Below are 23156 nucleotides of genomic sequence, written 5' to 3'. Positions count from 1 at the left end.
GCGTCTTCTGCACAGGAGAATGCCATGGAGGAGCATTTCCCGCAATCCACGCAGGCATCATGGTCGTCTCACGATTTTGGACAACCGCATGGCTCCAGGGCCCTCGGTATTCGAGAAAGGAAAGAACAATGATGAAGACGACGATGGCGGCCTGCATCGCCCTTGCATGCGCGGCGCCCGCGCTGGCGGAGCCGACAGAATGGACCCTGGATCTGGGTCACGCCCATATCGGGTGGGAAATCGACCACATGAACATGGCGAACACGGTCGGACGCTTCAATTCGTTCGACGGCACGTTCCTCATCGACGAGGCAGAGCCCGCGAACAGCCGGATCACCTTCACGATCGACGCGTCGTCCATCGACTCGAACCACACGGGGCGTGACGATCACCTGCGCAATCCGGACTACCTGAATGTCGAGGCGCACCCGCAGATCGACTTCGTTTCGACCGAAGTCCAGATGCTCACGCCCACGACCGGCAAGTTGCGCGGAGATCTGACGATGCTGGGTGTGACGGCTCCGGTCGAACTCGACTTCGAGATGGTCAACCGGCGGACCTATCCGGACTTCATTCCGAACTACGACGAGGTCGAGGTCGTCGGGTTCCACGCCACCGGAGAGATCGCGCGTCTCGACCACGGCATGGATTTCATCGCCTTTGTGGGCAGCCCCACCGGGTTCGTGGTCACGCTGGACGCGCGGTTCGATCTCGTGCGGTGCGACGGGGTGCCCGAGACGAATGTTCCCTGTCACTGGGGCCGTGTCGCGGAACTCGGCGCGGCGGCCGGAAACCGAACGACGGATATCGGGACGGGGCGCCGCCCCGTCCACCCTCACCTCACGATTGGAAAAACCATGGACCTTGAAGGCAAGACCGTCATCGTCACGGGCGCGAGCCGCGGCATCGGCGAGGCCTCTGCGCGCCACCTGGCCTCACTGGGCGCGAACGTGGTGCTGGCAGCCCGCTCGGGCGACGCCGTCACGAAAATCGCAGTCGAGATCGGGCCAAACGCAATCGGTGTCGCCTGCGACGTCTCCGACTGGGATCAGGCGGCGGCGACGGTCGCGCAGGCAGTCGATACCTTCGGCGCGGTCGATCTCTTGGTGAACAATGCCGGTCTGATCGACCCGATCGCCCGGATCGAGGATGCCGATCCCGGGGCTTGGGGCAGGGTGGTCGACGTGAACGTGAAGGGCGCGTTCCACATGCTGCGCGCCGTCGTCCCGCCGATGATCGCGGGCGGATCCGGTCTGATCGTCAACATCTCCTCCGGCGCTGCGACCTCGGCCCTCGAAGGCTGGAGCCACTACTGCGCAACGAAGGCCGCCCTGCTGTCGCTCACCCGGTGCGCCCACAAGGAATTGGCCCCGAAGGGGGTCAACGTCATCGGATTGTCGCCCGGCACGGTGGCCACGGACATGCAGCGTTCGATCCGCGACTCCGGGATCAATCCGGTGTCCCAGCTTGCATGGGAGCGTCATATCCCCGCCGAATGGGTCGCCCGCGCCATCGCTTGGCTCACGACCGATGCCGCGCGCGCCTTCGACGGGGCGGATTTCAGTCTCAAGACGGATGAGGGGCGCGAAGCAGTCGGTTTGCCTACTGCTTGACCGCGGCAGAGGGCGCGTGTCCACGGCCGCGCCTTCGATCCGCTTGTCCGTGCGGGCGGCGAAGTCGTCTCCTCTCGCGCATCCGGGCCAAGCCGCCTAGAAGTCGGCCATGGACCTGCGTCAGATCCGATGCTTCATCGCCGTGGCCGAAGAGCTTCACTTCCGCCGGGCCGCCGAACGGGTCGGGCTGGCGCAGACGGCCCTGTCGGCACAGGTGCGGCGCCTCGAAGAGGAGATGGGCGTCGCGCTCCTGTTCCGGACGACGCGCCATGTCAGCCTGACGCAGGCGGGGGCTGTCTTCCTGACGGAAGCGCGGAACCTTCTGGATCGCCTCGACGCGGCCATCGCCGAGACGCGCGCGGTCGCCGAACGGGGCCTCGACCGGCTTCGGATCGGCGGGATCGACGCAGCCCTCGCCTGGTTCCTTCCGCCGGTCTTCGAGGCGTTCCGCAGCCGGCATCCGGGCATCCGCCTGACGCTGACCGAGGTGTCCGCTTCCGCGCAGCAGGTGGAGGCGCTGGAGCGGCATCATATCGATCTCGCCTTCTTCCGCCCCCCGACGGCGACGCCCGGCATCGCCTGGGAGACGCTGTTCGAGGAGGGCGTGGCCATCGCCTTGCCTGCGGGCGACGACGCGGCCGATGCGCATTCCCTATCGGCCGAAGCCCTGACGGGGCGGAGCCTGATCGGCTATCCTCGCCATGCCCGTCCCTACCTCGCCGACATGGTCGCAAGATGCATCGAAGGGCTGGATGCGCCGCCCAATGTCGAGATGGAAGTCCTCGACAAGTCCACCCTCATGCGGCTCGTCGCGCAGGGAACGGGTGTCGGTCTCGTCCCGGACTGGTGCGCACGCGTCGGGGCGGAGGGCGTGCGGTTCGTGCCGCTCGAGAACGGCCCACGCCTGGCCTTCGGGGTCGCCTGGCGGGAACGCGATGCCGGGCGGGAGACGCTCGACGACTTTCTGGCTCTGTCCCGGAGCGAGGCGGCACATGTCGCGGGCTGAGTGAACCTCGCGTCGCGTCAGGCGGGGGCGCGGAGTTCCGCCAGGAGGGGGCGCCACGCGGCGAGGACGGCCTCGGGCACCTCTTCGGCCAGGAAATGTCCGCCCGGCAGCGCGTGTCCGGTGACCTGTTGCGCCCGTTCGCGCCAGAGTGCGATGCAGTCGAAATGCCGCTCGATCGCGCCGTTTTCGCCCCAGAGCGCGTGGACCGGAACGCTCATCGGGGTCGTGTCCGCCTCGTCGTGCAGGATGTCGATGCCGTGGGCCGCGCGGTAATCCTCGCAGGCCGATGCCACCGTGGCTGGGTCCTGCCAGCAGGACAGGTATTCCTCGAGGGCGGGGCGCGCGAAGATCGTCGCGCCTGCCGGCCCGCAGCAGCACTTGCGGCACCAGTACCAATCCGGATCGGCCGAGATCATCCGCTCGGGCAGGGGGGCCGGCTGGATCAGCCAGAACCACCACCAATAATCGGCCGCGAAGGCCGATCCGCCCGCCGCATACATCTCGCGCGTCGGCGCGATATCGAGCGTCAGAAGGATCGAGACCCGATCGGGGTGGTCAGCGGCGAGGCGGTGCCCCACCCGCGCGCCGCGGTCATGGGCGCCGATGGCGAAGCGGTCATGTCCCAGCGCGGTCATCAGCGCCAGCAGGTCCGACGCCATGGCGCGTTTCGACATCAGTGCGTGATCCGGCGCGGCCGCCGGTTTCCAGGACCGCCCGTAGCCGCGCAGATCCGGGCAGATCACCGTGTGATCCCGGGCCAGGTCAGGCGCTATGCGATGCCACATGGCAGAGGTCTGCGGATGCCCATGCAGCAAAAGGATCGGTGGCCCTTCTCCCCCGATCCGGTATCGGACATGGCCTTCCTCCAGAGGCAGGATCCGATCCTCGAACCCATCGAAGAAAGTCGGGGCGGGGGGGGCATCGGCGAGGATGGCCAGGGGATCGGGGTCGCACATGCATTCTGCCTGCCATGCGGCGAGCGGAGGATTAACATCGAATGATTGTGTAATAGTTCGCGCTCAATCCCGGCGGCTCTCTGCCTCTATCACTGGTGGCAGAAGGACACGGGAGGACCGACATGACGATCACACGCCGCGGCCTGGGGGCCGTTCTCACCAGTGCCATGCTTGTGGCCACGACCGGCCCGCTGATGGCGCAGGCCGATTTTCCGACGAGGCCGATCACCTACGTGATCCCGTTCAATCCGGGCGGTGAAAGCGACGTGACCGCACGCTTCCAGCAGCCCTTCATGGAAGAGATTCTGGGCCAGTCCGTCGTCATCCAGTCCCGCCCCGGCGCGGGTGGTGCGACCGCGTGGGCGCAACTCAACAGCCTCGAGGCCGACGGCCACACGATCATGAACACGATCGTGCCACACACCATCCTGCAGCCGGCAATGAAGGATGTGGGCTACCAGACCGCCGATATCGAGAACGTCTACTTCTTCCACTACACGCCAGATGCGATCCTCGTTCCGGCCGATAGCCCGTTCCAGACGCTTCAGGATCTGATCGACTTCGCGACCGAAAATCCCGGTGCGCTGACCATGGGCGGCTCGGGCACCAACACGGCGAACCATCTGGCCTCGGTGATCTTCGGCGACCTGACCGGCGCGACCGTGACCTACGTGCCCTTCTCCGGGTCCGCCCCCGCGATGACCGCCGTCCTTGGCGGCCAGATCGGCGGGGCGATGTCCTACACCACGCAGGCCGTGAAGGCGGGCGACCAGGTGCGCGCGCTTGCCGTCGCCACCGAAGAGAGGGTGCCCGCATTGCCGGACGTGCCCACGTTCCTGGAGCTTGGCATTGACCATGTCGGTGGCGCCTACCGTGGCGTCGCTGTGCCTGCGGGGACACCCGACGAGATCAAGCAGCGCCTCTCGGACGTGATCGGCGAGGTCAACGCCGACCCCGAGTTCCAGCGCCAGATGACTGAGGCAGGTTATCAGGTGGTCGATATTCCGCTGGGAGAGATCCCGGCCTTTATCGAGAACAGGCGGGCCGCCTACGCGACCGCCATCGAGCGGATGGGCGGGTCCTGATCCCGTCCTGGCCGGCCCTCCGCATCCTCCCCGAGGGCCGGCCAATCCTGTACGGAGCGAGTAGATGATCGAGGCTTTCCTCGGGGCGTTGACGCCTTTCAACCTGACGCTGGCCCTGGCCGGCGTCATTGTCGGGACGATCATCGGCGCGTTGCCCGGGTTGTCTGCGACGATGGCCGTCGCGGTCCTCGTTCCGTTCACGTTCACAATGGATCCGGCCTCGGGCCTGATCGCCTTGGGCGCCGTCTATACCGGCGCGATCTATGGCGGCGCCTACGCTGCGATCCTCGTGAACACGCCCGGAACCCCCGCGGCCATCGCGACGTCGCTCGACGGCTTTCCGATGGCCAAGCGGGGCGACGGCGACCTGGCCGTCACCATTTCCTGCTTTGCATCGGCCTTCGGCGGGATCGTCGGCGCGCTCGCATTGCTGTTCGTGGCGCCGCCGCTCGCAGTGATCGCGTTGAAATTCGGTCCGGTCGAGTACTTCTGGCTGGCCATTTTCGGCCTGTCGCTGATCGCGGTGCTGTCCAAGGGCAACACGCTCAAGGGTCTGATCGGCGGCTTCGCCGGGCTCTTGCTGTCGACGGTCGGATCCGCCGTCGTGGGTGGCGATGTCCGCTACACGTTCGGCGAGCCGGCGCTCCTGGGCGGTATCCATATCATCCCGGCGCTGATCGGTCTCTATTGCGTACCGGTCCTTCTGGGCATGGTCGCCGACCGCGCGCCGCATATCGAACGCGCGAAGACGGGGGGTGGGACCCGCATTCCCGAAGCCCTGGCGACGCTGTGGCGCTCGAAGGTCAACCTCATCCGGTCCTCGGTCGTGGGGACCGTCGTGGGCATCCTGCCCGCGGCTGGCGGCGCCGTCGCCGGGCTGGTCGCCTATTCCGAAGCCCGGCGCACGTCCCCCGACCGCGCGAATTTCGGCAAGGGCGCGCCCGATGGCGTCGTGGCCAGCGAGAGCGCGAACTCGGCCACTGTGGGCGGCGGCTTCGTCCCGACGCTGGTCCTTGGCATTCCGGGCACGCCCCCCGACGCGATCATCCTCGGCGCGCTCATGGTGCAGGGCATCCGCGTCGGCCCCCAGCTCTTCGCCGAGCAGGGAGACCTCGTGCAGACATTCACCTTCGGATTGCTGATCGCGACGCTTCTGATGATCCCCACGGGTCTCGTGATCGGGCGCACCGCCTTCCGGACGATCTCCTCGATCCCGAAATCGGTCCTCGCCCCCGCGATCGGCGTCCTGATCATGATCGGCGCCTACGCGGTCGAGCAGAACCCGAACCATGTCATCATGATGGTCGTGCTCGGCGCGCTCGCCTGGGTGGCCGCACGCTGGGGGTTCGAGCCGTCGCCCATCGTGCTGGGCCTGATCCTCGGCCCTATCGCGGAACAGGGCTTCGTTCAGGCCTGGCTGATCGGAAACGCCTCGGGCGACCTCTGGGGGCAATATTTCGGTCGGCCGATCAGCCTGGGCATCATCTTCTTCACGATCCTCACCCTCACATGGCCCTGGTGGTCCGACCGTCGCGCGCGGCTGAAGGCGCTGCGCGAGGAGGCGGGCGCATGACCTGGACCCATCGCGACCTGCTGCCCTCGGTCGTCCTGATCCTGCTGGGCGCCTACGCCCTGTGGGAAACGTTGGCCATGTCCACCTTCGGCGCGATCTTCCCCCGGCTGGCCGGCTTCGGCCTTCTGCTCGGCGGCATCGCTTTGGCCGTTCGCGCCGTCTGGCGAAACCCGCCCGTCACCCGCCCCCACGGGGATCTCGCGCGGCCGCTTCTCTTCCTGGCGCTGTTGCTGGGTTGGGCCATCCTGTTGCCGGTCACGGGCTTCGTGCCGACCTCGATCGGCGGCGCGATCCTCGCAATGGCCCTGGCCTTCGAAGAGCGGCCCGCCGCCCGGTCCGTCCTCGCCCAGTCGGCGGCCCTAGTCGGCGTCGTGGTGCTCGTCGCGCTTCTCTTCGGGCGTCTCCTGCTGGTGCCGCTGCCATGAAGACGCTCTACGAGAAGCTGCTCGACGCGCATACAGTGCGCCGGATCGACGATGACACGGTCCTGCTCTACGTCGATTTCCACGTCATGAACGAGTATACCAGCCCGCAGGCCTTCGCCGGGCTGCACGAGGCGGGCCGATCGGTCCGCGACCCGGGGCGGCACCTGGCCATCGTCGATCACGTCAGCCCCACCCGCGCGATCGCCTCTCTGGACGAGGTGGAGGATGCCGGCGGCCGGCTCCAGATAGAGACGCTGGCCGAGAATTGCGCCCGCCACGAAATCGAACTGATCGACCTGTTCGACCCGCGCCAGGGGATCGAGCATGTCGTCGTCCCCGATCTGGGTCTCGCCTGGCCGGGCACCACGATCCTGTGCGGCGACAGCCACACCACGACCTACGGCGCTTTCGGTGCGCTCGCCTACGGGATCGGGACCTCAGAAATCGAGCACATCCTCGCGACCCAGACCGTCGAGCACAGCGTGCTGAAACCCATGCGGATCACGCTGACCGGCGCGCCGGGCGCAGGGGTGACGGCCAAGGACATGGTGATGGCGGTCATCGCCCGGATCGGCGCCAACGGAGCTGCCGGACATGCCGTCGAGTGGGACGGTCCTGCGGTTGCGGCGCTGGGCATGGAAGGGCGGATGACGCTCTGCAACATGATCGTCGAGGCCGGCGCACGGGTCGCCGTGATCGCGCCCGACGGTATGGCGCTGGCCCATCTGGGCGGGCGTCCCCACGCTCCGACCGGCGACGCCTGGGACGCATTGGCCGCGCATGCGACGACGCTGCGCACCGACGAGGGCGCCGTCTTCGCCCGCGAAGTCGAAATCGACGTCGCCGCCATCGCCCCCCTCGTGACATGGGGGACCAGCCCCGATCAGGCAGCGCCCATCTTCGCGACCGTCCCGGACCCTCGGGGCGACGCCGACCGCCGCGCGCTCGACTACATGGATCTGGTGCCCGGTATGCCGCTCCACACGATCCAGATAGATCGCGCCTTCATCGGCTCCTGCACCAACGCGCGGATCGAGGATCTGCGTGCCGCGGCCCAGATCCTGCGCGGTCGCCGCGTCGCGGACGGCGTGACGGCGATCTGCGTTCCCGGCTCGAAGGCGGTGCGCGCCCAGGCCGAAGCCGAGGGCCTGGACGCGATCTTCCGCGAGGCCGGGTTCGAGTGGCGCGGATCGGGCTGTTCGATGTGCCTGGCCATGAACGACGATGTCGCCGCCACGGGCGAGCGCCTCGCCTCCTCGACGAACCGCAACTTCGAGGGGCGCCAGGGACGCGGCGCCCGAACCCATCTGATGAGCCCCGCCATGGTCGCCGCGGCCGCGGTCACGGGGCATCTGACCGATGTGAGGAAGCTGTGACGCCGTTTACCGTCCATACCGGGATCGCGGCATCCATGCCCGCGCCGAACGTCGATACCGACGTCATCATGCCCAAGCAGTTCCTCAAGCGGATCGACCGCGCCGGGCTGGCCGAAGGGGCCTTCCACGACCTGCGTCAGGATCCCGGTTTCGTGTTGAACCGCGAACCCTGGTCCGATGCGTCGATCCTGATCTGCGGCGAGAATTTCGGCTGCGGCTCCAGCCGGGAATACGCCGTCTGGGGATTGATGCAATGGGGCATCCGGGTGATCGTGGCGCCGTCCATCGCCGGGATCTTCTTCGGCAATTGCGAGAAGAACGGTTTGCTGGCGATCACGCTACCGCCGGACGATGTGGCCGCCCTCGCGACCCTCGCAGCCGATCCGGCCACCGTGGAATTCGAGGTGGACCTGCCCGCGCAGGCCATCCGCCACGCGCGGGGCGAGACGTCCTTCGACATTCCGCAAGCGCGCAAGACCCTCCTGATGGAAGGGAAGGACCACGTCGCGCGCACGCTGGAGCATGAGAACGACATCGCCGCCTACGAAGCGGCGCGCCTGCAACCGGCGCCGCGCCTTTCCTCCCGCATCGCCTGACCGTCCGCGATCCGCGGCATCGGGTTGCCCGATGCCGTCGGAATGGACGCCCTCGTTCCCCGCCGATATCGATCAAGGCGGAGCAATGCGGGGGGTGACATGCCGAATGGCCAAAATCTGATCGCCGGGGACTGGGTCGAGAGCCACGCGACGTTCGAGAACAATCCCGTCGAATGGGCGTCGCGGAGCTTCTTTCAGGGCAGCCCGGCGCTGGTCGACCGCGCTGCCCGGTCCGCCGAGGCGGCATTCGCGACCTACGCCGAAACCTCCCGCGACCGGCGTGCGCGGTTCCTGCGCGCCATCGTTGACGAGATCGAGACCCGCGGCGCCGCGATCACCCGGATCGGGACCCGCGAAACCGGCCTCCCCGCCGCGCGCCTGGAGGCGGAGAGGGGGCGCACGTGCGGGCAATTGCGCCTCTTTGCGGATCACATCGAGGCCGGCGACTATCTCGACCGCAGGCACGATCCGGCCCTCCCGGATCGCGCCCCGATCCCGCGGCCCGACCTGCGCATGATCCAGCGGCCCATCGGCCCGATCGCCGTATTCGGCGCGTCGAACTTCCCGCTCGCCTTCTCGACCGCCGGGGGCGACACCGCCTCGGCACTGGCCGCCGGATGCCCTGTAATCGTCAAGGGCCATGAGGCCCATCCCGGCACCACGGAACTTGTCGCAGACGCAATCCTGTCGGCGATCCGGGCGTCGGGTCTGCCCGAAGGCATTTTTTCGATGATCCACGGCGGATCGCGCGAGGTCGGTCAGGCCCTTGTGCAGCACCCGCTGATCCGTGCCGTGGGCTTCACCGGATCGCTGGGCGGGGGCAGGGCGCTCTTCGACCTCTGCGCCGCCCGGCCCGACCCGATCCCCTTCTTCGGCGAGCTGGGCAGCGTAAACCCGATGTTCGTGCTGCCCGCCGCCCTGGCCGCGCGCCGCGAAGAGATCGCCAAGGGCTGGGCGGCGTCTCTGACCCAAGGCGCCGGCCAGTTCTGCACCAATCCCGGACTCGTCATTCTGCCCGAAGGCATCGACGCATCGCGCTTCGCCGACAGCGCGTCCGAGGCGATCCGGGCGGTCGGTTCGCAGACGATGCTGACCGACGGCATCGCCGGGGCGTTCCGCACGGGACGGGACGCCATTGCCGGGGCGGCGGATGTCGAAGTCATCCTGCCCGGGGACGGCAACGGCCGCCATGCGTCGCCGAGCCTCTTCCGCGTCGCCGGCTCGACCTGGCGCACGAACCCGGCGCTTGCGCACGAAGTGTTCGGCCCGTCCGGGATCATCGTCACGGCCTCCGGTCTGGACGAAATGGTCGAGATCGCGACCGGCCTCGAAGGGCAATTGACCTCGACGCTGCATGTGGACGAGGCCGACATTCCCGATGCGCGCCGCCTGATGCCGATCCTCGAACGCAAGGTGGGGCGCATTCTGGCCAACGGCTTTCCCACCGGGGTCGAAGTCAGCGATGCGATGGTCCATGGCGGCCCTTATCCGGCTTCGACGAATTTCGGGGCGACGTCGGTCGGGACCTTGTCGATCCGGCGCTGGCTCCGGCCGGTCTGCTATCAGGGCGTGCCCGCGCCCCTGTTGCCGCCGGACCTCCAGTAGCCCGGAAAAAATGAGACCTTCGGGTATGGCGCCCAACTCGCGGTGATCGCGCTGCCGGGCGTGCGCGCACTAGGCTGGATTGGCGCCCGAACGGACCGCTCGGTGCAGGCGGCGGCAGGCGTGTGGAGGAAGCGAACGAGCCTGCGCGCAGTCTGGGAGGACACCAATGAGGAAGACGCTCATCGCCGCGGCTGCCGCCGCTGCCGTTACCCTTCCGTCCGGCGCGATGGCGCAGGACGAACCGATCAAGCTTGGCGTGCTCGTCGCCCTCGAAGGCGCCTTCGCGGAGGGCGGTGCCGACGGGGTCCGCAACGTGGAACTCGCGCTTCAGCAGGCCGGGTTCGAGGCCGGCGGGCGACAGATCGAATACGTCGTCGCACCGTCCGACACCACGCCGGACACCGCCGTGCGCCAGGCCCGCAAGCTGATCGAGCAGGACGGCGTCGACATCATCATCGGTCCGCTTTCCGGGTCCGAGGGGATCGCGATGCGCGACTACGCCAAGACCGTCCCCGACAAGACGATCATCAACGGCATCTCGGGCGCGCTCGAGACGACGTGGGTGGATCCGGCCGAGAACTTCTTCCGCTTCAATCTCGACGGCTCGCAGTGGGGCGCGGGCCTCGGCACATATGTCGTCGAGGAAAAGGGCTGGACCCGCGTCGCGACCGTCGCCGCCGACTATTCCTTCGGCTACACCAACTTCTTGGGCTTCGCCGTCGATTTCTGCCGCGCGGGCGGCGAGATCGTGGAACGGTTCTGGGTGCCGCTCGGCTCTTCGGATTTCGGCGGCGTGATCGCCTCTCTGCCGGACGATGTGGATGCGATCTATCTGGGCGTCGGCGGCACGGACGCCATCAACTTCCTGAACCAGTACAACCAGACGGGGGCGGAGACGAACCTGATCGGCGGGACGATCATGGCCGACCAGACCGTGCTGACATCGCGCGGCCGCGCCAAGGAGGCGCTGATCGGAACGCCGACCTCCGGTCCGCTCGCGACGGATGACCCCTCCGAAGCCTGGCAGAGCTATGTCACGGCCTACCAGGAAGCCTTCCCCGAGGATGAGCGGTTCCCGACCCCGTCGCTCTTCGGTGTGGGCTACTACATCGCCACCCTGGCGGCCCTCCAGGGGATCAATGAGGTCGGCGGCGATCTCAGCGACGGACAGGCCGCTTTGCACGAGGCGCTCTCGACCACGCCACTGGACACACCGCTGGGCACCGTCGAGTTGAACGAGAACCGTCAGGCCTCCGGCTCGGTCTTCATCACAGAGGTGGTCGAAGACGGGGAAGGCGGCCTGCGCAACGAGTTCAAGGCCCGCGTCGACAACGTCACCCAGACGCTGGGAATGACGCCCGACGAGTTCCGCGCCATGGGCCTGCCTTCGCGCGACAATCCGGATTGCGCGGCCCTCGGCGGCGGCTGATCCCGAATGCCAGGCCGGGCGCCGCGCCGCGCCCGGCACAATCGCCCGGGCGCGCCTCGGCAGGGCGCGGCCTTCGTCGCGACGCCTGACCGTGGACGCCCCCATGTCTCTCATCACCTATGTCACGAGGATCCACTTCGCGGAGCGTGTCTTCGAGGATGCGCTGGCCTCCGAGATGGCGCGCCTTCGCGTCTCGCGGCCGCTTCTCGTGACGGACGAGGACGGGCCAACGGAGGATGGGCGCGCCATGCTGGAAGATGCCCTGCCGTCTTCCGCCACGGCGATCTGGGACCGCACGCTTGCGCCCCCGTCGGATGTCGGGCTGGCCATGTGGGTCGAAACGCTCGCTCAGGCCGCGCGCGAGGCGGAATGCGATGTGATCGTGGCCTTCGGAGGGACGTCCGCAATGGAAACCGGGCGCCGCGTCGCCGCCGTCTCGGCGCCCGGCCTGCCGCTCGTCGCGGTTCCGACGACGACTTCGGATATCGGCTTGGGGCGGCCTATGCAGGCCGGGTCAACGCGGACGCCCGCCGCCGCCGTTCCGGCCGCGATCCTGTGCGACCCTTGCCTGACCTACGGCACCGACGCCATGCGCACGGCGGCGCATGGGTTCGACGCGCTGGCTCACTGCATCGAGGCGTATCTCGCGCCCGGCTACAATCCCCCCGCCGACGGGATCGCGCTGGAAGGAATCTACCGGGCGACCCACAACCTGGAAGAAGCCGTTCGGGACGGTCGACGGCCGGCCCCGCGGCGAGAGATGATGGCGGCGGCCCTGAATGGCGCACTCGCCGCGCAGAAGGGGCTAGGCGCGACCGAGGCGATTGCCCTCGGGCTCGAGGCGGAAACCGGGGACGCGCTGCCCCACGGACGGCTTCATGCGTCCGTTCTGCCGCGCATCCTCGGGTTCAACGCTCCGGCGGTCGGCGACCGCTACCGCCGGATCGCGGTCGAGATGGGGCACGCGCCTCAGGCCGATCTGATAGACGTTCTGGCCGAGTTCGGCCTGCGGATCGGGCTGCCCGATCGCATCGGATATCTCGGCCTCGACCGCGCGGCACTCGGCAGGGTGGCGGCGCGCGCCGCCGCCGACCCGGCCACCCAGACCAATCCGAGGCATGCGACCAAGGCGGATTACCTCGCGCTTCTGGAGGACGCGGTCTGATGGCCGAAGCTCGCCATGCGCCGAGACTTTTCTTGGTGACTCTACGTAAAGGCGCTAGCCTGACGCCGGAGGAACTCGCCGAAAGGCGAGGGGAGGAAAAATCATGAGTACCGCAATTGCCGTGTTTCACGGCGCCTTTGGGCGTGTCTGTCTCTATTCCATGGATCGGCGCATGGCCCCACACGCGCATCGCGAGGGCCACCTGATCTTTCACGTTCAGGGCCCGCCCGCCGCCATGTCCGTCGGGGATCAGCTCTGGCCGATTTCGCCGGGACAGGCCGTCGCCGTCAGCCCGTGGCAGTCGCATTACTTCCAGAACGCGCCGTCCAGCCAGCCGACGCTCGCGCTGGTCCTCTACATCCGCCCGGCCTGGTTTCTCGAAGTCGCGCGCCAAGTGACGGCCTCGCTTCAATTCGGCCGCGTGGGCATCGAGGTGACGGACCGTCTGGGCCACCTCGTCCGCGAAACGGCAGCCACCATGCTCGACCCGGATGCCGACGATCCGATGCTGGAGGATCGCCTCTGCGCGCTGTCGCAATCGGCCTACGACCAATCCTGGCAGTGGACGGAAAGCGGGCGCGCCTTCATCGGCCCCAATGTCGTCAGCCGGGATTTCCGGATCCGCCGCTCGCTGCGCATCCTTCAGCGCGGCGTGGGAGAGGATATCGACATGTGCGCCGTTGCCCGAGAGGCGGGCCTGTCCCGGCCGCACTTCTACAAGCTGTTCCGCGAACAGGTCGGCCTGACACCGAACCTCTACCTGAACGCTCTGAGGATGGAGCGGGCCATCGACAAGCTGTCGGAAAGCGCGGACGCGGTGGCCGATATCGGCTTCGATCTGGGCTTCTCCAGCCAGGCCAGCTTTTCGCGGTTCTTCATCGCAAACGGGGTCGTGCCGCCCACCGCCTATCGCCGCTGTGTCCAGACCCCGCTGCCGCACTGACGATTAAGCGGACCTTCGGCGCAACGATCAGACTGTCGGGTACGCGCCGCGCCCCGCAACCGGTTTAGGCTTTCCCCAACAGGGAGGAGCTTGGCGTCAGATGACGGCATTCGTGTCGCGCCATCCGGTATGGTCGGTCATCATCGGCCTCGTCGTCGCCGTCTTGCTATGGTCGATCTTCGCACCTTGGTCCGAGGCGATGGAGGAGACGTTCGGCCGCAAGCGGATCTTTCTGAACGCGGTCTTCGGCGGCGTCACGCTGGGCGCGCTCTACTTCCTCGTCGCGTCGGGCTTCACGCTGATCTTCGGCCTCATGCGCAACGTGAACCTGGCCCATGGATCGCTCTACCTGCTGGGCGGCTATATCGGCTTCGAAGTGTCCGAGCGGACCGGCTCCTGGCTGCTGGCCTTTCCGGTCGTCTTCATCGTCGTGGCCGCGCTGGGTCTCATCCTGCAAAACCAGGTCTTCCGCCGGATGGAGGGCGAGGAGCTGCGACAGACCATGGTGACCATCGGCCTGTCGGTCGTCATCGCCGACATCCTGCTGTGGATCTGGGGCGGGCAGAGCTACACGATCTTCGCGCCCGACTGGCTCAGCGGGCCGATGACGCTGCCCATCGTCAGCGGCACCCGATCTTCGGGCGAGATCGTGTTCCTGCGCTATCCGGCTGTTCGCATGGCCATCCTTTTCGCGGCGATCGTCGTGGGCTTCGCGATGTGGTTCGTCCTGAACCGGACCAAACTGGGGATGCTGGTCCGAGCGGGCGTGGACGACCGTGAGATGCTGGCCGCCTCGGGCGTGCGCATCCAGTACGTCTTCCTGGCCGTCTTCGGCTTCGGCGCGGGGCTCGCCGGCATGGCCGGGATCATCGGCGGGACCTTCCAGTCGCTCTCTCCGGGGGAAGACACGCGCTTTCTTCTGGCCTCTCTCGTGGTGGTGATAGTGGGTGGGATGGGCTCGATCCCGGGCGCGGCCATCGGCGCGCTCGTGATCGGTCTGGCCGAACAATTGGGCCTCGTCTACGCGCCGACCTATTCGGTCGTATTCACCTTCCTCATCATGGCCGCCGTCCTCGCCTTCCGCCCCCAGGGCCTTCTGGGGAGGAGTTGAGTCATGGCGCTGGCGGAACCCCCTCTCGACCGCTCCGCATCCCGCGAGCGACCGGAGGCCGGTTGGGTGGAACGGATCCCGCCGGTCTGGTGGGCGCTGGGCCTCTTCCTGCTGACGCTGCCGGCCTATGCGAACGACTTCATCCTCTTTCAGGTCTTCGGCTGGACCTTCATCCTTGGGATGATCGCGCTCTCGCTGATGTTCCTTGCGGGCTACGGGGGCATGGTCAGCCTGATCCAGATGTCGGTCGCGGCGATGGCGGGCTATATGGTGGCGATCTTCGGAACCTCCGGCATCGCCGAGATCTCGATGGACCTGCCGTGGTGGCTCTATGTCCCCATCGCGATCATCATCGCGGCGATCTTCGGCACCATCGTCGGTGCCCTCGCCGTGCGGACCGAGGGCATCTACACGATCATGATCACCCTCGCGATCGCGGCGGCGTTCTTCTATTTCACCCGCCAGAACTACACGATCTTCAACGGCTATACCGGCTTCAACCTCGTGGTGCCGCCGCGCCTCTTCGGCGTCGACTGGCGCGAACCGATGCCGTTCTACTACCTCACGCTGGGCTGGGCGACGCTGGCCTATGGTGTCGTCATCTATGTCTCGCGCGCGCCCTTCGGCCTCGCGCTTCAGGGCATCCGAGACAACCCGCGCCGGATGGCGGCACTGGGCTTCAACGTGACCGCGCACCGGGTCGCGGCCTACACGTTCGCGTCGATCATCGCGGCGGTGGCGGGCATCCTGCTGGTCTGGCAGAACGCACAGATCGCGCCGGGGACGGCGGGCATCCCGGCCGTCATCGACATCCTGGTGATCGCCGTGATCGGCGGGATCGGGCGGCCGATCGGCCCCTTCATCGGGGCGCTGATCTACGTCCTGCTGCGCACCTTCTCGCCGGACGTTCTGCTGGCCTTCGGCCTGTCGGGAGAGCGCTTCAAGCTTCTGATCGGGCTGGGCTTCCTGGCGCTCGTCTTCTTCTCGCCCGACGGCGTGCTGGGCCTGTGGGACCGGTGGAGGGCGCGGCGGGCGCAGATGGCCCGCGACGGAGGCCTGCGGTGAACGCGCAGACCGGGACACCCGCCGCGCCCGCGCGGATCGGCTCGGTCTCGACCGGTGCCGCGCTGGAATTGCGCGGCGTCCAAAAGATGTTCGGGGCCCTGGCCGCAATCGCCGACGTGACCATGACCGTCGCATCCGGAGAGCGGCGCGCGGTGCTGGGCTCGAACGGCGCGGGCAAGACGACGCTCTTCAACTGCGTGACCGGCGACTTCCTTCCGACATCCGGTACGATCCGCCTCTTCGGCGAGGACGTGACGACCTTTCCGGCCCATGAACGGGTCCGCCGGGGCCTGCGCCGGACCTACCAGATCAGCCTGTTGTTCGGCGGACTGACGGTGGCCGACAATGTCTACCTCGCCTGCCGCGGCGTCTCCCGCGCGCGGTTCTCGATGCTGCGTCCGCGGCAAGGCGACACGCTGCTGTCGCGGGCCGAGGAACTGATCGAGGCGGTGAACCTGACCGACGCCTCCTCCACGATGGTCGCCAATCTCAGCTACGGTCAGCAGCGCCAGCTCGAAATCGCGCTCGCGCTTGCGGGCGCGCCGCGCCTGATCCTCTTCGACGAACCCGCTGCGGGCCTGTCGCCAACCGAGCGCGGAGAGCTCGTCCGCCTGCTCACGAATCTGCCCGAGCATATCGGCTATGTCATCATCGAGCACGACATGGACGTCGCCCTGCGCGTCGCCGAGAGCGTGACGATGATGCACAACGGGACCGTCTTCAAGGAAGGCACCCCCGAAGAGATCGAGAACGACGCCGAGGTTCAGGAACTCTATCTGGGCGACGGACATGGCTGAGCGGGGGCGCGCACCTGCCCTCGAGGTCAAGGGGCTCAACGTCTATTACGGCGCGTCGCACGCCTTGCAGGGCGTGGACCTGCGGCTCGATGGCGGCGTGCTTTCGGTGGTCGGTCGCAATGGCATGGGCAAGACGACGCTCTGCAAGGCGATCATGGGGATGGTGCAGGTCGCCTCGGGGTCGATCACCTTCGCGGGCCAGCCCCTCGTGGGCCGCAACCCGACAGAGATCGCGCGCATGGGCGTGGGCTATGTGCCCCAGGGCCGGCGGCTCTGGCCCAGCCTGACCGTGGACGAGCATCTTCGGATGGTCGAGACGTCCGAAGGCGCCTGGACTGTCGACCGCATCTATTCCACCTTCCCCCGCCTGGCCGAGCGCAAGAGCAATGGCGGCGGGCAGCTTTCGGGCGGCGAACAGCAGATGCTCGCCATCTCCCGCGCGCTTCTGGCGAACCCCAAGCTCCTGATCATGGACGAGCCCACCGAGGGGCTGGCCCCCGTCATCGTCGCGCAGGTCGAGGATATCCTCCTGCGTCTCGCCGAAGAGGGGGATATCGAGGTCCTCGTGATCGAGCAGAATATCGGCGTCGCGTGTGCGGTCGCCGACAACGTGGCGATCATGGTGAATGGCAGGATCAATCGCCTCGCGCCCGCCGCACAACTGGCAGGGGACCGCGACCTGCAACAGCGTCTTTTGGGGGTCGGTCGCCATGCCCATGACGACACGCCTGTCGACTCGGCGCCCGTTGCCGCCGAAGAAAAGCGGACCGGTCCCTCGGACGCTCCCACGCTCACCAAAGTCTATCAGTCCAACCCGACGCTTCCGACGCGGTGGTCCGCGCCCGTTCCCGTCCCGGTGCTGGAGCGTATGGCCAAGGTCCAGTCCTCCGCCGTCCCCGGCCGGTCCACGTCTGCCCCCGCCAGTACCGAGATCCGACCGCTCGCCGCGCCGGGCGCGCAGGTGGTCGTCGTGGCCGGAACGCTGGACACCAAGGGGGCGGAGTTGCGCTACATGCGCGACCTCATCCGCGAGGCCGGGCTGCCGGTACGTATCGCGGACCTGTCCACGACGGGCGGGCATACGGGCGCCGAGATCCCGGCCCACCAGATCGCCGCGTTCCACCCGCGCGGCGCCGCGGGCGTCTTCACCGGCGACCGGGGCCAGTCGGTCGCGGGGATGGCGTTGGCCTTCTCGCGCTGGATCGCCCGCCAAGAGGGGATCGCGGGCGTGATCTCGGCGGGCGGCTCGGGCGGCACGGCCATGGCGGCGCCCGCCATGCGGGCCCTGCCCGTGGGCGTGCCCAAGCTTATCGTCTCGACCGTCGCGTCGGGCGACGTGCAACGCTATGTCGGATCCTCGGACCTGATGATGATGCATTCCGTAGCCGACGTTCAGGGTCTGAATGCGATCACCGAAGAGGTGCTGGGCAACGCCGCGCAGGCCATGATCGGCATGGTGCGCGCCCGGCGGGAGGCTGCGCCGCGCCCCGGCCGCAAGCCTGCGATCGGGCTGACGATGTTCGGCGTCACCACGCCCTGCATCCAGCAGGTCGTCGCCCAGCTAGACGACGATTACGACTGCCTCGTCTTCCACGCCACCGGCATCGGCGGTCAGTCGATGGAGACCCTCGTCGATAGCGGCAAGGTGGTCGGCGTCCTCGATCTGACCACGACCGAGATTTGCGACATGCTCTTCGGCGGCGTCTTCGCCGCGACCGAGGACCGTTTCCGCGCCGTCATCCGTACCCGCCAGCCCTATATCGGTTCGGTCGGCGCGCTCGACATGGTGAATTTCGGCGCTCGCGACACCGTCCCCGACCGGTACCGCGACCGCCTGTTCTACGAACACAACCCGCAGGTCACGTTGATGCGCACGACGCCTGAGGAATGCGCCGAGATGGGACGCTGGATCGGAGCGCGCCTCAACGAGATGGAGGGCCCGGTCCGCTTCTTCCTGCCCGAAGGCGGGGTCTCTGCCCTCGACGCGCCGGGCCAGCCCTTCCACGACGCCGCGGCCCGCAAGGCGCTCTTCGATGCGTTGGACCGCACGGTTCTCTCCACGGCCAACCGCCAACTGATCCGCCGGCCCGAGCATATCAACGATCCCGCTTTCGCCGCTGCCGTGGTCGAGGCCTTTCGCGGCCTCCACGGCGCTCCGCGCCCCACCCGCACCGCGCAGAGACGCACCAAACACGAGGCTCGCCGATGATCCCGCGCCAAGACATTCTCGACCGCTTCCAGACCATGATCGCGAAAGGCGAGCCCATCATCGGCGGCGGCGCCGGGACGGGCCTGTCCGCGAAATGCGAAGAGGCCGGCGGCATCGACCTGATCGTGATCTACAATTCGGGCCGCTACCGGATGGCGGGGCGCGGTTCGCTGGCGGGGCTCATGCCCTATGGCGACGCCAACGCGGTCGTCCTCGAAATGGCCGGCGAGGTGCTGCCCGTGGTTCGCGACACGCCGGTTCTGGCGGGGGTCTGCGCCACCGATCCCTTCCGCCTGATGGACGTCTTTCTGGACGAGCTGCGCCGCGTCGGCTTCTCGGGGGTGCAGAACTTCCCGACGGTCGGCCTGATCGACGGCACGTTCCGCGCCCAGCTCGAAGAGACCGGGATGGGGTTCGGACACGAGATCGACATGATCGCCAAGGCCGCCGGTAAGGGGATGCTGACCACCCCCTATGTCTTCGACGAGGACAGCGCGACCGCCATGGCCGAGGCGGGGGCCGACGTCATCGTCTGCCATCTGGGTCTCACGACGGGCGGCGCCATCGGGGCCGAGACGGCGGTGACGCTCAAGGAATGCCCGGCGCTGGTGGATCGCTGGGCCGAGGCGGCGCTGAAGGTGAAGAAGGACGCGGTGATCCTGGTCCATGGCGGCCCGGTCGCCATGCCGGACGACGCCGATTTCGTCCTGCGCAATTCGCAGACCTGCCACGGCTTCTATGGCGCCTCCTCGATGGAGCGGCTGCCCACGGAGGTCGCGATGAAGGAACAGACCGCCGCGTTCAAACGCATCGGACGGGACTGAAGGGGAGGATACATCATGACCGGACAGCTCATCGGACAGCTCATCCTCTGGCTGATCGTCGCCGTCATCGTCGTCGCGATCGTCTATTGGGTCATGCAGTGGCTCTACAGGCGGTCGACCAAAGAGATCGCCTTCGTGCGCACAGGTTTCCTGGGCGAAAAGGTCGTGATCGACGGCGGCGCCTTCGTGCTGCCGATCATCCACGACATCACGCCGGTCAACCTGAACACCGTCCCGCTGGCCGTCAGCCGGACCGAGACGCAGGCGCTCATCACCCGCGACCGGATGCGGATCGACGTCGAGGCGGAGTTCTACGTCCGCGTCCGCCAGACCAAGGACGCCGTGTCCATGGCCGCCGCGACGCTGGGCCGCCGGACGCTGGAAAGCGAGCGGCTCGAAGGGCTGCTCGTGGGCAAGTTCGAAAGTGCCCTGCGCGCCGTCGCCGCCGAGATGACCATGCCGGAAATGCACGAGGCACGGCACGATTACGTCGAACGCGTCCGCGCGCTGGCCCAGCAGGATCTCGAAAAGAACGGGCTCGAACTCGAAAGCGTGGCGATCCTCGATATCGACCAGACGGCGCTCGAATACTTCGACCCGTCCAACCGCTTCGACGCCGAGGGTCTGACCGCGCTGATCCAGGACATCGAGGAGCGCCGCACCCTTCGCAACAATATCGAGCAGGACTCGATGATCCGCATCCGCGCCCGCAATCTCGAAGCCGAGAAGCAGGCGCTCGATATCGAACGCGAAAGCGAGGAGGCGCGCCTCGCCCAGCAGCGCGACGTCGAATTCCGCCGGGCCCAGCAGCGCGCCGAACTCGCCCGCGAACGCGCCGCCCGCGACACCGAGGCCGAGAGCGCGCAGATCGACGCCCATCAGGCGATCGAGAAGGCGCGCATCTCGAACGAGCGCGCCATCTCCGAGGCGCGCATCGCCTCCGAGCGGGACATCCGCGCGCGCGAGATCGCCCGCACCCGCGAGGACGAGGCCGAAGAGATCGCCGCCCGCGAGGCGACCGAAACCGCGCGGATCCTTCAGGAACGCGCCGTCGCAGAGGCCCGCATCGCCAACGAACAGGACACCCAGGCCCGGGAGATCGCGCGCCGCAAGGCCATCGAGGCCGAAGAGATCGCGGCAAGCGAGGCGACCGAACGCGCCCGCATCGAACAGGAGCGTATCGTCGACGAGGCCCGCATCGCCCGTGAGAAGGCCGTCGATGAAGCCCGGATCGCCAAGGAGCGCGAGACCCAGGCGCTGGAGATCGAACGCGCGCGTGCCCTGCGCGACGCAGAGATCGCGGCCAACGAGGCCAACGAAAAGCGCCGGATGGCCCAGGACCTTCTGCTGGCGCAGACCCGCATCAAGGGCGAAGAGGATATCCGCCAGCGCGAGATCGCGCGCCAGAAGGCGCTCGACGAGGCCGAGATCACTTCTCGCGAGGCAGTGGAACGGCTTCGGATCCTTCAGGCCGCCGAAGTGTCCGAGGCCCGGATCGCCGAGGACCGCCGCGTGCGCGAACTGGAGATCGAGCGCCAGCAGGCCGTCGAGGCCGCCGAGATTGCGGCGAACGAGGCCGTCGAGGCCGCGCGCATCGCCCGCGAGAAGCAGATCGCAGCCGAACGGATCTCGGCCGACGAGTCCACCAGATCGCTGGAAATCGAGCGCAACAAGGCCATCGACAATGCCCGCATCGCCGCGGACGAGGCGGTCGAACAGGCCCGGATCGCCCAGCGCAAGACGCTGGAGGCCGAACGTATCTCCGCCGACCAGGAGGTGCGCGCCCGCGAGATCGAGAAGGAAGAACAGATCGAGGCGGCCGAGATCGCGCGTCGCGAAGCCATCGAAAAGCAGCGCGTCGGCTCCGAACTGTCCTTGGAACAGGAACGGATCGCCAGCCAGAAGACCCGGGAAGTCACCGATATCGAACGGCGTCAGGCGGTCGAGGCCGCCGACGAGAAACGCGTCGTGGCGCTTGCCGATCAGAAGGCCAAGCGCGCCGCAGCCGAGGGCAGCGTCAAGCAGGCCGAGATCGCGGCCCAGCGAGACGTGGAGGCCGCGGAGGTGGACCGCGAGCGCGCTGTCGAGGCCGCCAGGCTCGAACGCCGCCGCTCCATCGAGCAGCTCGAAGTGGCGCGCGTCCAGGCCCTGCGTGAGGCCGAGATCGGCAGCCGCGAGGATGTGGAACGCGCCCGCATCGCCTCCGAACGCGGGCTCGACGAGGTCCGCATCGGCCACGAGAAGGATCGCCGCCGCCTGGAGGTCGAGCGCGAGCGCGAGGTCGAGACCGCGCAGATGGAGAAGGCCATCGCGCTCTATCAGAAGTCGCTGGAGGAGAGCGCCGCGCGTGCCGAGGCCGATGCCGCCCGCGCCTCCGCCGCCGAGGCAGAAGAGAAGGTCCAGACCGTCCGCGAGACCGAGGCCGCCAACCGCCGCAAGTCCGTCGACGTGTTGATGGCCGAGAAGGCTGCCGCCGAAGCCAAGTTCGTGGCCGAGGCCGAAAAGGTACGCTCCGAAGTCGCGGCCGAGGCCCAGCGCCTGATCAACGAGGCCGAGAACGTGCTTACCGATCCGGCCCGCGCCTCGCTCTTCCGTCGCAAGATGCTGGAACATGTCGAGGGCATCGTCGCCGCGTCGGTCAAGCCGCTCGAAAAGATCCAGGATATCCGGATCATGCAACTCGACGGCGTGACCGGCGGGGGCGGGGCTGGCGGCGACGGATCACCCACGGACGAGGTCATCAATTCCGCGCTCCGCTACCGGGTGCAGGCGCCGCTGATCGACTCGCTTCTGGCCGATATCGGTGTCGAGGGCGGAACGCTGGCCAAACAGGGCGGCCTCATGCGCGAGGCCTCCGACATGCAGCGCGTCGCCAACGAGGCGGCCAAGGCGCGGAAGCCGGACGCGGACGATACGCCGTCCGACGGGGGCAAGGCCTAGATGCCCCGCGTCTACGTCTCCGCCGTCATCGACGCGCCGGCCACGCGCGTCTGGGAGCGGGTGCGCGATTTCGACGGCCTGCCGCGCTGGCACCCCGCCATTCGCGACAGCCGGATCGAGAACGCGGAGCCGTCCGACAAGATCGGCTGCGTCCGCGACTTCCACCTTCAGAACGGCGACCGCATTCGCGAGCGTCTGCTGGGGCTCAGCGACTACGACTACTTCTGCACCTACGCGATCCTCGAAAGCCCCATGCCGCTGACGGATTACGTCGCCACCCTGCGGCTGACCCCGGTGACCGACGGCGACCGCTGCTTCGCTGAGTGGACGGCGGAATTCGAATGCGACGAGGCGGATGCCGTCGGTCTCGTGACCGGGATCGGGCAGGACGTGTTCCTCGCCGGCTTCTCCGCCCTCAAGCGGCAGTTGGGGGCCTGA

19 protein-coding genes are annotated in these 23156 nt (G+C 67.9%); 18 read left to right on the top strand and 1 reads right to left on the bottom strand.

Annotated features, from left to right (window positions below):
* The first annotated feature begins 128 nt into the window (after positions 1-128).
* The gene (locus jaqu_RS22305) at positions 129-1613 is read left to right on the top strand and encodes an SDR family NAD(P)-dependent oxidoreductase (protein WP_161793854.1); all 1485 of its coding nucleotides are present in this window, start codon (positions 129-131) and stop codon (positions 1611-1613) included.
* A 109-nt stretch (positions 1614-1722) separates the two neighbouring features.
* Entirely contained in the window at positions 1723-2619 is an 897-nt protein-coding gene (locus jaqu_RS09895) for a LysR family transcriptional regulator (protein WP_043918819.1), read from the top strand.
* A gap of 17 nt (positions 2620-2636) precedes the next feature.
* On the opposite strand, the gene jaqu_RS09890 is transcribed toward jaqu_RS09895, so the two are convergent.
* Positions 2637-3575 (bottom strand): alpha/beta fold hydrolase, encoded by a 939-nt coding sequence (locus jaqu_RS09890; protein WP_052500902.1) that lies wholly within the window; start codon positions 3573-3575, stop codon positions 2637-2639.
* A gap of 122 nt (positions 3576-3697) precedes the next feature.
* On the opposite strand from jaqu_RS09890, the gene jaqu_RS09885 reads away from it, so the two are divergent.
* The 16 genes from jaqu_RS09885 (at position 3698) to jaqu_RS09810 (ending at position 23156) form a co-directional block, all read left to right on the top strand.
* Positions 3698-4660, top strand: coding sequence for a Bug family tripartite tricarboxylate transporter substrate binding protein (locus tag jaqu_RS09885; RefSeq protein WP_043918818.1), 963 nt, complete (start codon positions 3698-3700; stop codon positions 4658-4660).
* A gap of 64 nt (positions 4661-4724) precedes the next feature.
* Positions 4725-6233, top strand: a complete 1509-nt coding sequence (locus jaqu_RS09880; protein WP_043918817.1) for a tripartite tricarboxylate transporter permease — start codon at positions 4725-4727, stop codon at positions 6231-6233.
* The gene (locus jaqu_RS09875) at positions 6230-6658 is read left to right on the top strand and encodes a tripartite tricarboxylate transporter TctB family protein (RefSeq protein WP_043918816.1); all 429 of its coding nucleotides are present in this window, start codon (positions 6230-6232) and stop codon (positions 6656-6658) included. Before jaqu_RS09880 ends, jaqu_RS09875 begins: the two co-directional genes overlap by 4 nt.
* Positions 6655-8034: a 3-isopropylmalate dehydratase large subunit gene (gene leuC, locus jaqu_RS09870; protein ID WP_043918815.1), complete on the top strand. Its 1380-nt coding sequence runs from the start codon at positions 6655-6657 to the stop codon at positions 8032-8034. The genes jaqu_RS09875 and leuC overlap by 4 nt, the downstream gene beginning before the upstream one ends.
* Entirely contained in the window at positions 8031-8630 is a 600-nt protein-coding gene (gene leuD / locus jaqu_RS09865) for a 3-isopropylmalate dehydratase small subunit (RefSeq protein ID WP_043918814.1), read from the top strand. The genes leuC and leuD overlap by 4 nt, the downstream gene beginning before the upstream one ends.
* A 99-nt stretch (positions 8631-8729) precedes the next feature.
* The gene (locus jaqu_RS09860) at positions 8730-10235 is read left to right on the top strand and encodes an aldehyde dehydrogenase (NADP(+)) (protein ID WP_043918813.1); all 1506 of its coding nucleotides are present in this window, start codon (positions 8730-8732) and stop codon (positions 10233-10235) included.
* A gap of 166 nt (positions 10236-10401) precedes the next feature.
* Positions 10402-11664: an ABC transporter substrate-binding protein gene (locus jaqu_RS09855; protein ID WP_043918812.1), complete on the top strand. Its 1263-nt coding sequence runs from the start codon at positions 10402-10404 to the stop codon at positions 11662-11664.
* A gap of 103 nt (positions 11665-11767) precedes the next feature.
* A complete protein-coding gene (locus tag jaqu_RS09850) occupies positions 11768-12829 on the top strand; it encodes an iron-containing alcohol dehydrogenase (RefSeq protein WP_052500901.1) in 1062 nt (353 codons plus the stop codon).
* Between the two features lie 103 nt (positions 12830-12932).
* Positions 12933-13772 carry an AraC family transcriptional regulator gene (locus jaqu_RS09845; RefSeq protein ID WP_043918811.1) on the top strand — a complete coding sequence of 280 codons (840 nt, stop codon included), beginning with the start codon at positions 12933-12935 and terminating at the stop codon, positions 13770-13772.
* Between the two features lie 100 nt (positions 13773-13872).
* Positions 13873-14883: a branched-chain amino acid ABC transporter permease gene (locus jaqu_RS09840; RefSeq protein ID WP_043918810.1), complete on the top strand. Its 1011-nt coding sequence runs from the start codon at positions 13873-13875 to the stop codon at positions 14881-14883.
* Between the two features lie 3 nt (positions 14884-14886).
* The gene (locus tag jaqu_RS09835) at positions 14887-15948 is read left to right on the top strand and encodes a branched-chain amino acid ABC transporter permease (RefSeq protein WP_043918809.1); all 1062 of its coding nucleotides are present in this window, start codon (positions 14887-14889) and stop codon (positions 15946-15948) included.
* Positions 15945-16745 (top strand): ABC transporter ATP-binding protein, encoded by an 801-nt coding sequence (locus jaqu_RS09830; RefSeq protein WP_043918808.1) that lies wholly within the window; start codon positions 15945-15947, stop codon positions 16743-16745. Before jaqu_RS09835 ends, jaqu_RS09830 begins: the two co-directional genes overlap by 4 nt.
* The gene (locus tag jaqu_RS09825; RefSeq protein ID WP_043918807.1) at positions 16738-18954 is read left to right on the top strand and encodes an ABC transporter permease; all 2217 of its coding nucleotides are present in this window, start codon (positions 16738-16740) and stop codon (positions 18952-18954) included. The genes jaqu_RS09830 and jaqu_RS09825 overlap by 8 nt, the downstream gene beginning before the upstream one ends.
* Entirely contained in the window at positions 18951-19778 is an 828-nt protein-coding gene (locus tag jaqu_RS09820; protein ID WP_043918806.1) for a phosphoenolpyruvate hydrolase family protein, read from the top strand. The genes jaqu_RS09825 and jaqu_RS09820 overlap by 4 nt, the downstream gene beginning before the upstream one ends.
* Before the next feature lie 15 nt (positions 19779-19793).
* Positions 19794-22718: a flotillin family protein gene (locus tag jaqu_RS09815; protein WP_043918805.1), complete on the top strand. Its 2925-nt coding sequence runs from the start codon at positions 19794-19796 to the stop codon at positions 22716-22718.
* Positions 22719-23156, top strand: coding sequence for an SRPBCC family protein (locus jaqu_RS09810; RefSeq protein WP_043918804.1), 438 nt, complete (start codon positions 22719-22721; stop codon positions 23154-23156).

Origin of the sequence: Jannaschia aquimarina (genome assembly GCF_000877395.1) — a bacterium.
Lineage (GTDB): Bacteria > Pseudomonadota > Alphaproteobacteria > Rhodobacterales > Rhodobacteraceae > Jannaschia > Jannaschia aquimarina.
Note: the sequence above shows the minus strand (reverse complement) of the source record. Positions and strands in the feature narration are given on the sequence as shown.

Bases quoted from the DNA above. Each gene is read 5' to 3' on its own strand.
- jaqu_RS09875 (WP_043918816.1), top strand. From the start codon at position 6,230: ATGACCTGGACCCATCGCGACCTGCTGCCCTCGGTCGTCCTGATCCTG.
- jaqu_RS09820 (WP_043918806.1), top strand. From the start codon at position 18,951: ATGATCCCGCGCCAAGACATTCTCGACCGCTTCCAGACCATGATCGCG.
- jaqu_RS09810 (WP_043918804.1), top strand. From the start codon at position 22,719: ATGCCCCGCGTCTACGTCTCCGCCGTCATCGACGCGCCGGCCACGCGC.
- jaqu_RS09835 (WP_043918809.1), top strand. From the start codon at position 14,887: ATGGCGCTGGCGGAACCCCCTCTCGACCGCTCCGCATCCCGCGAGCGA.
- jaqu_RS09845 (WP_043918811.1), top strand. From the start codon at position 12,933: ATGAGTACCGCAATTGCCGTGTTTCACGGCGCCTTTGGGCGTGTCTGT.
- jaqu_RS09890 (WP_052500902.1), bottom strand. From the start codon at position 3,575: ATGTGCGACCCCGATCCCCTGGCCATCCTCGCCGATGCCCCCCCCGCC.
- jaqu_RS09855 (WP_043918812.1), top strand. From the start codon at position 10,402: ATGAGGAAGACGCTCATCGCCGCGGCTGCCGCCGCTGCCGTTACCCTT.
- jaqu_RS22305 (WP_161793854.1), top strand. From the start codon at position 129: ATGATGAAGACGACGATGGCGGCCTGCATCGCCCTTGCATGCGCGGCG.
- jaqu_RS09895 (WP_043918819.1), top strand. From the start codon at position 1,723: ATGGACCTGCGTCAGATCCGATGCTTCATCGCCGTGGCCGAAGAGCTT.
- jaqu_RS09880 (WP_043918817.1), top strand. From the start codon at position 4,725: ATGATCGAGGCTTTCCTCGGGGCGTTGACGCCTTTCAACCTGACGCTG.
- jaqu_RS09815 (WP_043918805.1), top strand. From the start codon at position 19,794: ATGACCGGACAGCTCATCGGACAGCTCATCCTCTGGCTGATCGTCGCC.
- jaqu_RS09885 (WP_043918818.1), top strand. From the start codon at position 3,698: ATGACGATCACACGCCGCGGCCTGGGGGCCGTTCTCACCAGTGCCATG.
- jaqu_RS09840 (WP_043918810.1), top strand. From the start codon at position 13,873: ATGACGGCATTCGTGTCGCGCCATCCGGTATGGTCGGTCATCATCGGC.
- jaqu_RS09860 (WP_043918813.1), top strand. From the start codon at position 8,730: ATGCCGAATGGCCAAAATCTGATCGCCGGGGACTGGGTCGAGAGCCAC.
- leuC (WP_043918815.1), top strand. From the start codon at position 6,655: ATGAAGACGCTCTACGAGAAGCTGCTCGACGCGCATACAGTGCGCCGG.
- jaqu_RS09825 (WP_043918807.1), top strand. From the start codon at position 16,738: ATGGCTGAGCGGGGGCGCGCACCTGCCCTCGAGGTCAAGGGGCTCAAC.
- jaqu_RS09850 (WP_052500901.1), top strand. From the start codon at position 11,768: ATGTCTCTCATCACCTATGTCACGAGGATCCACTTCGCGGAGCGTGTC.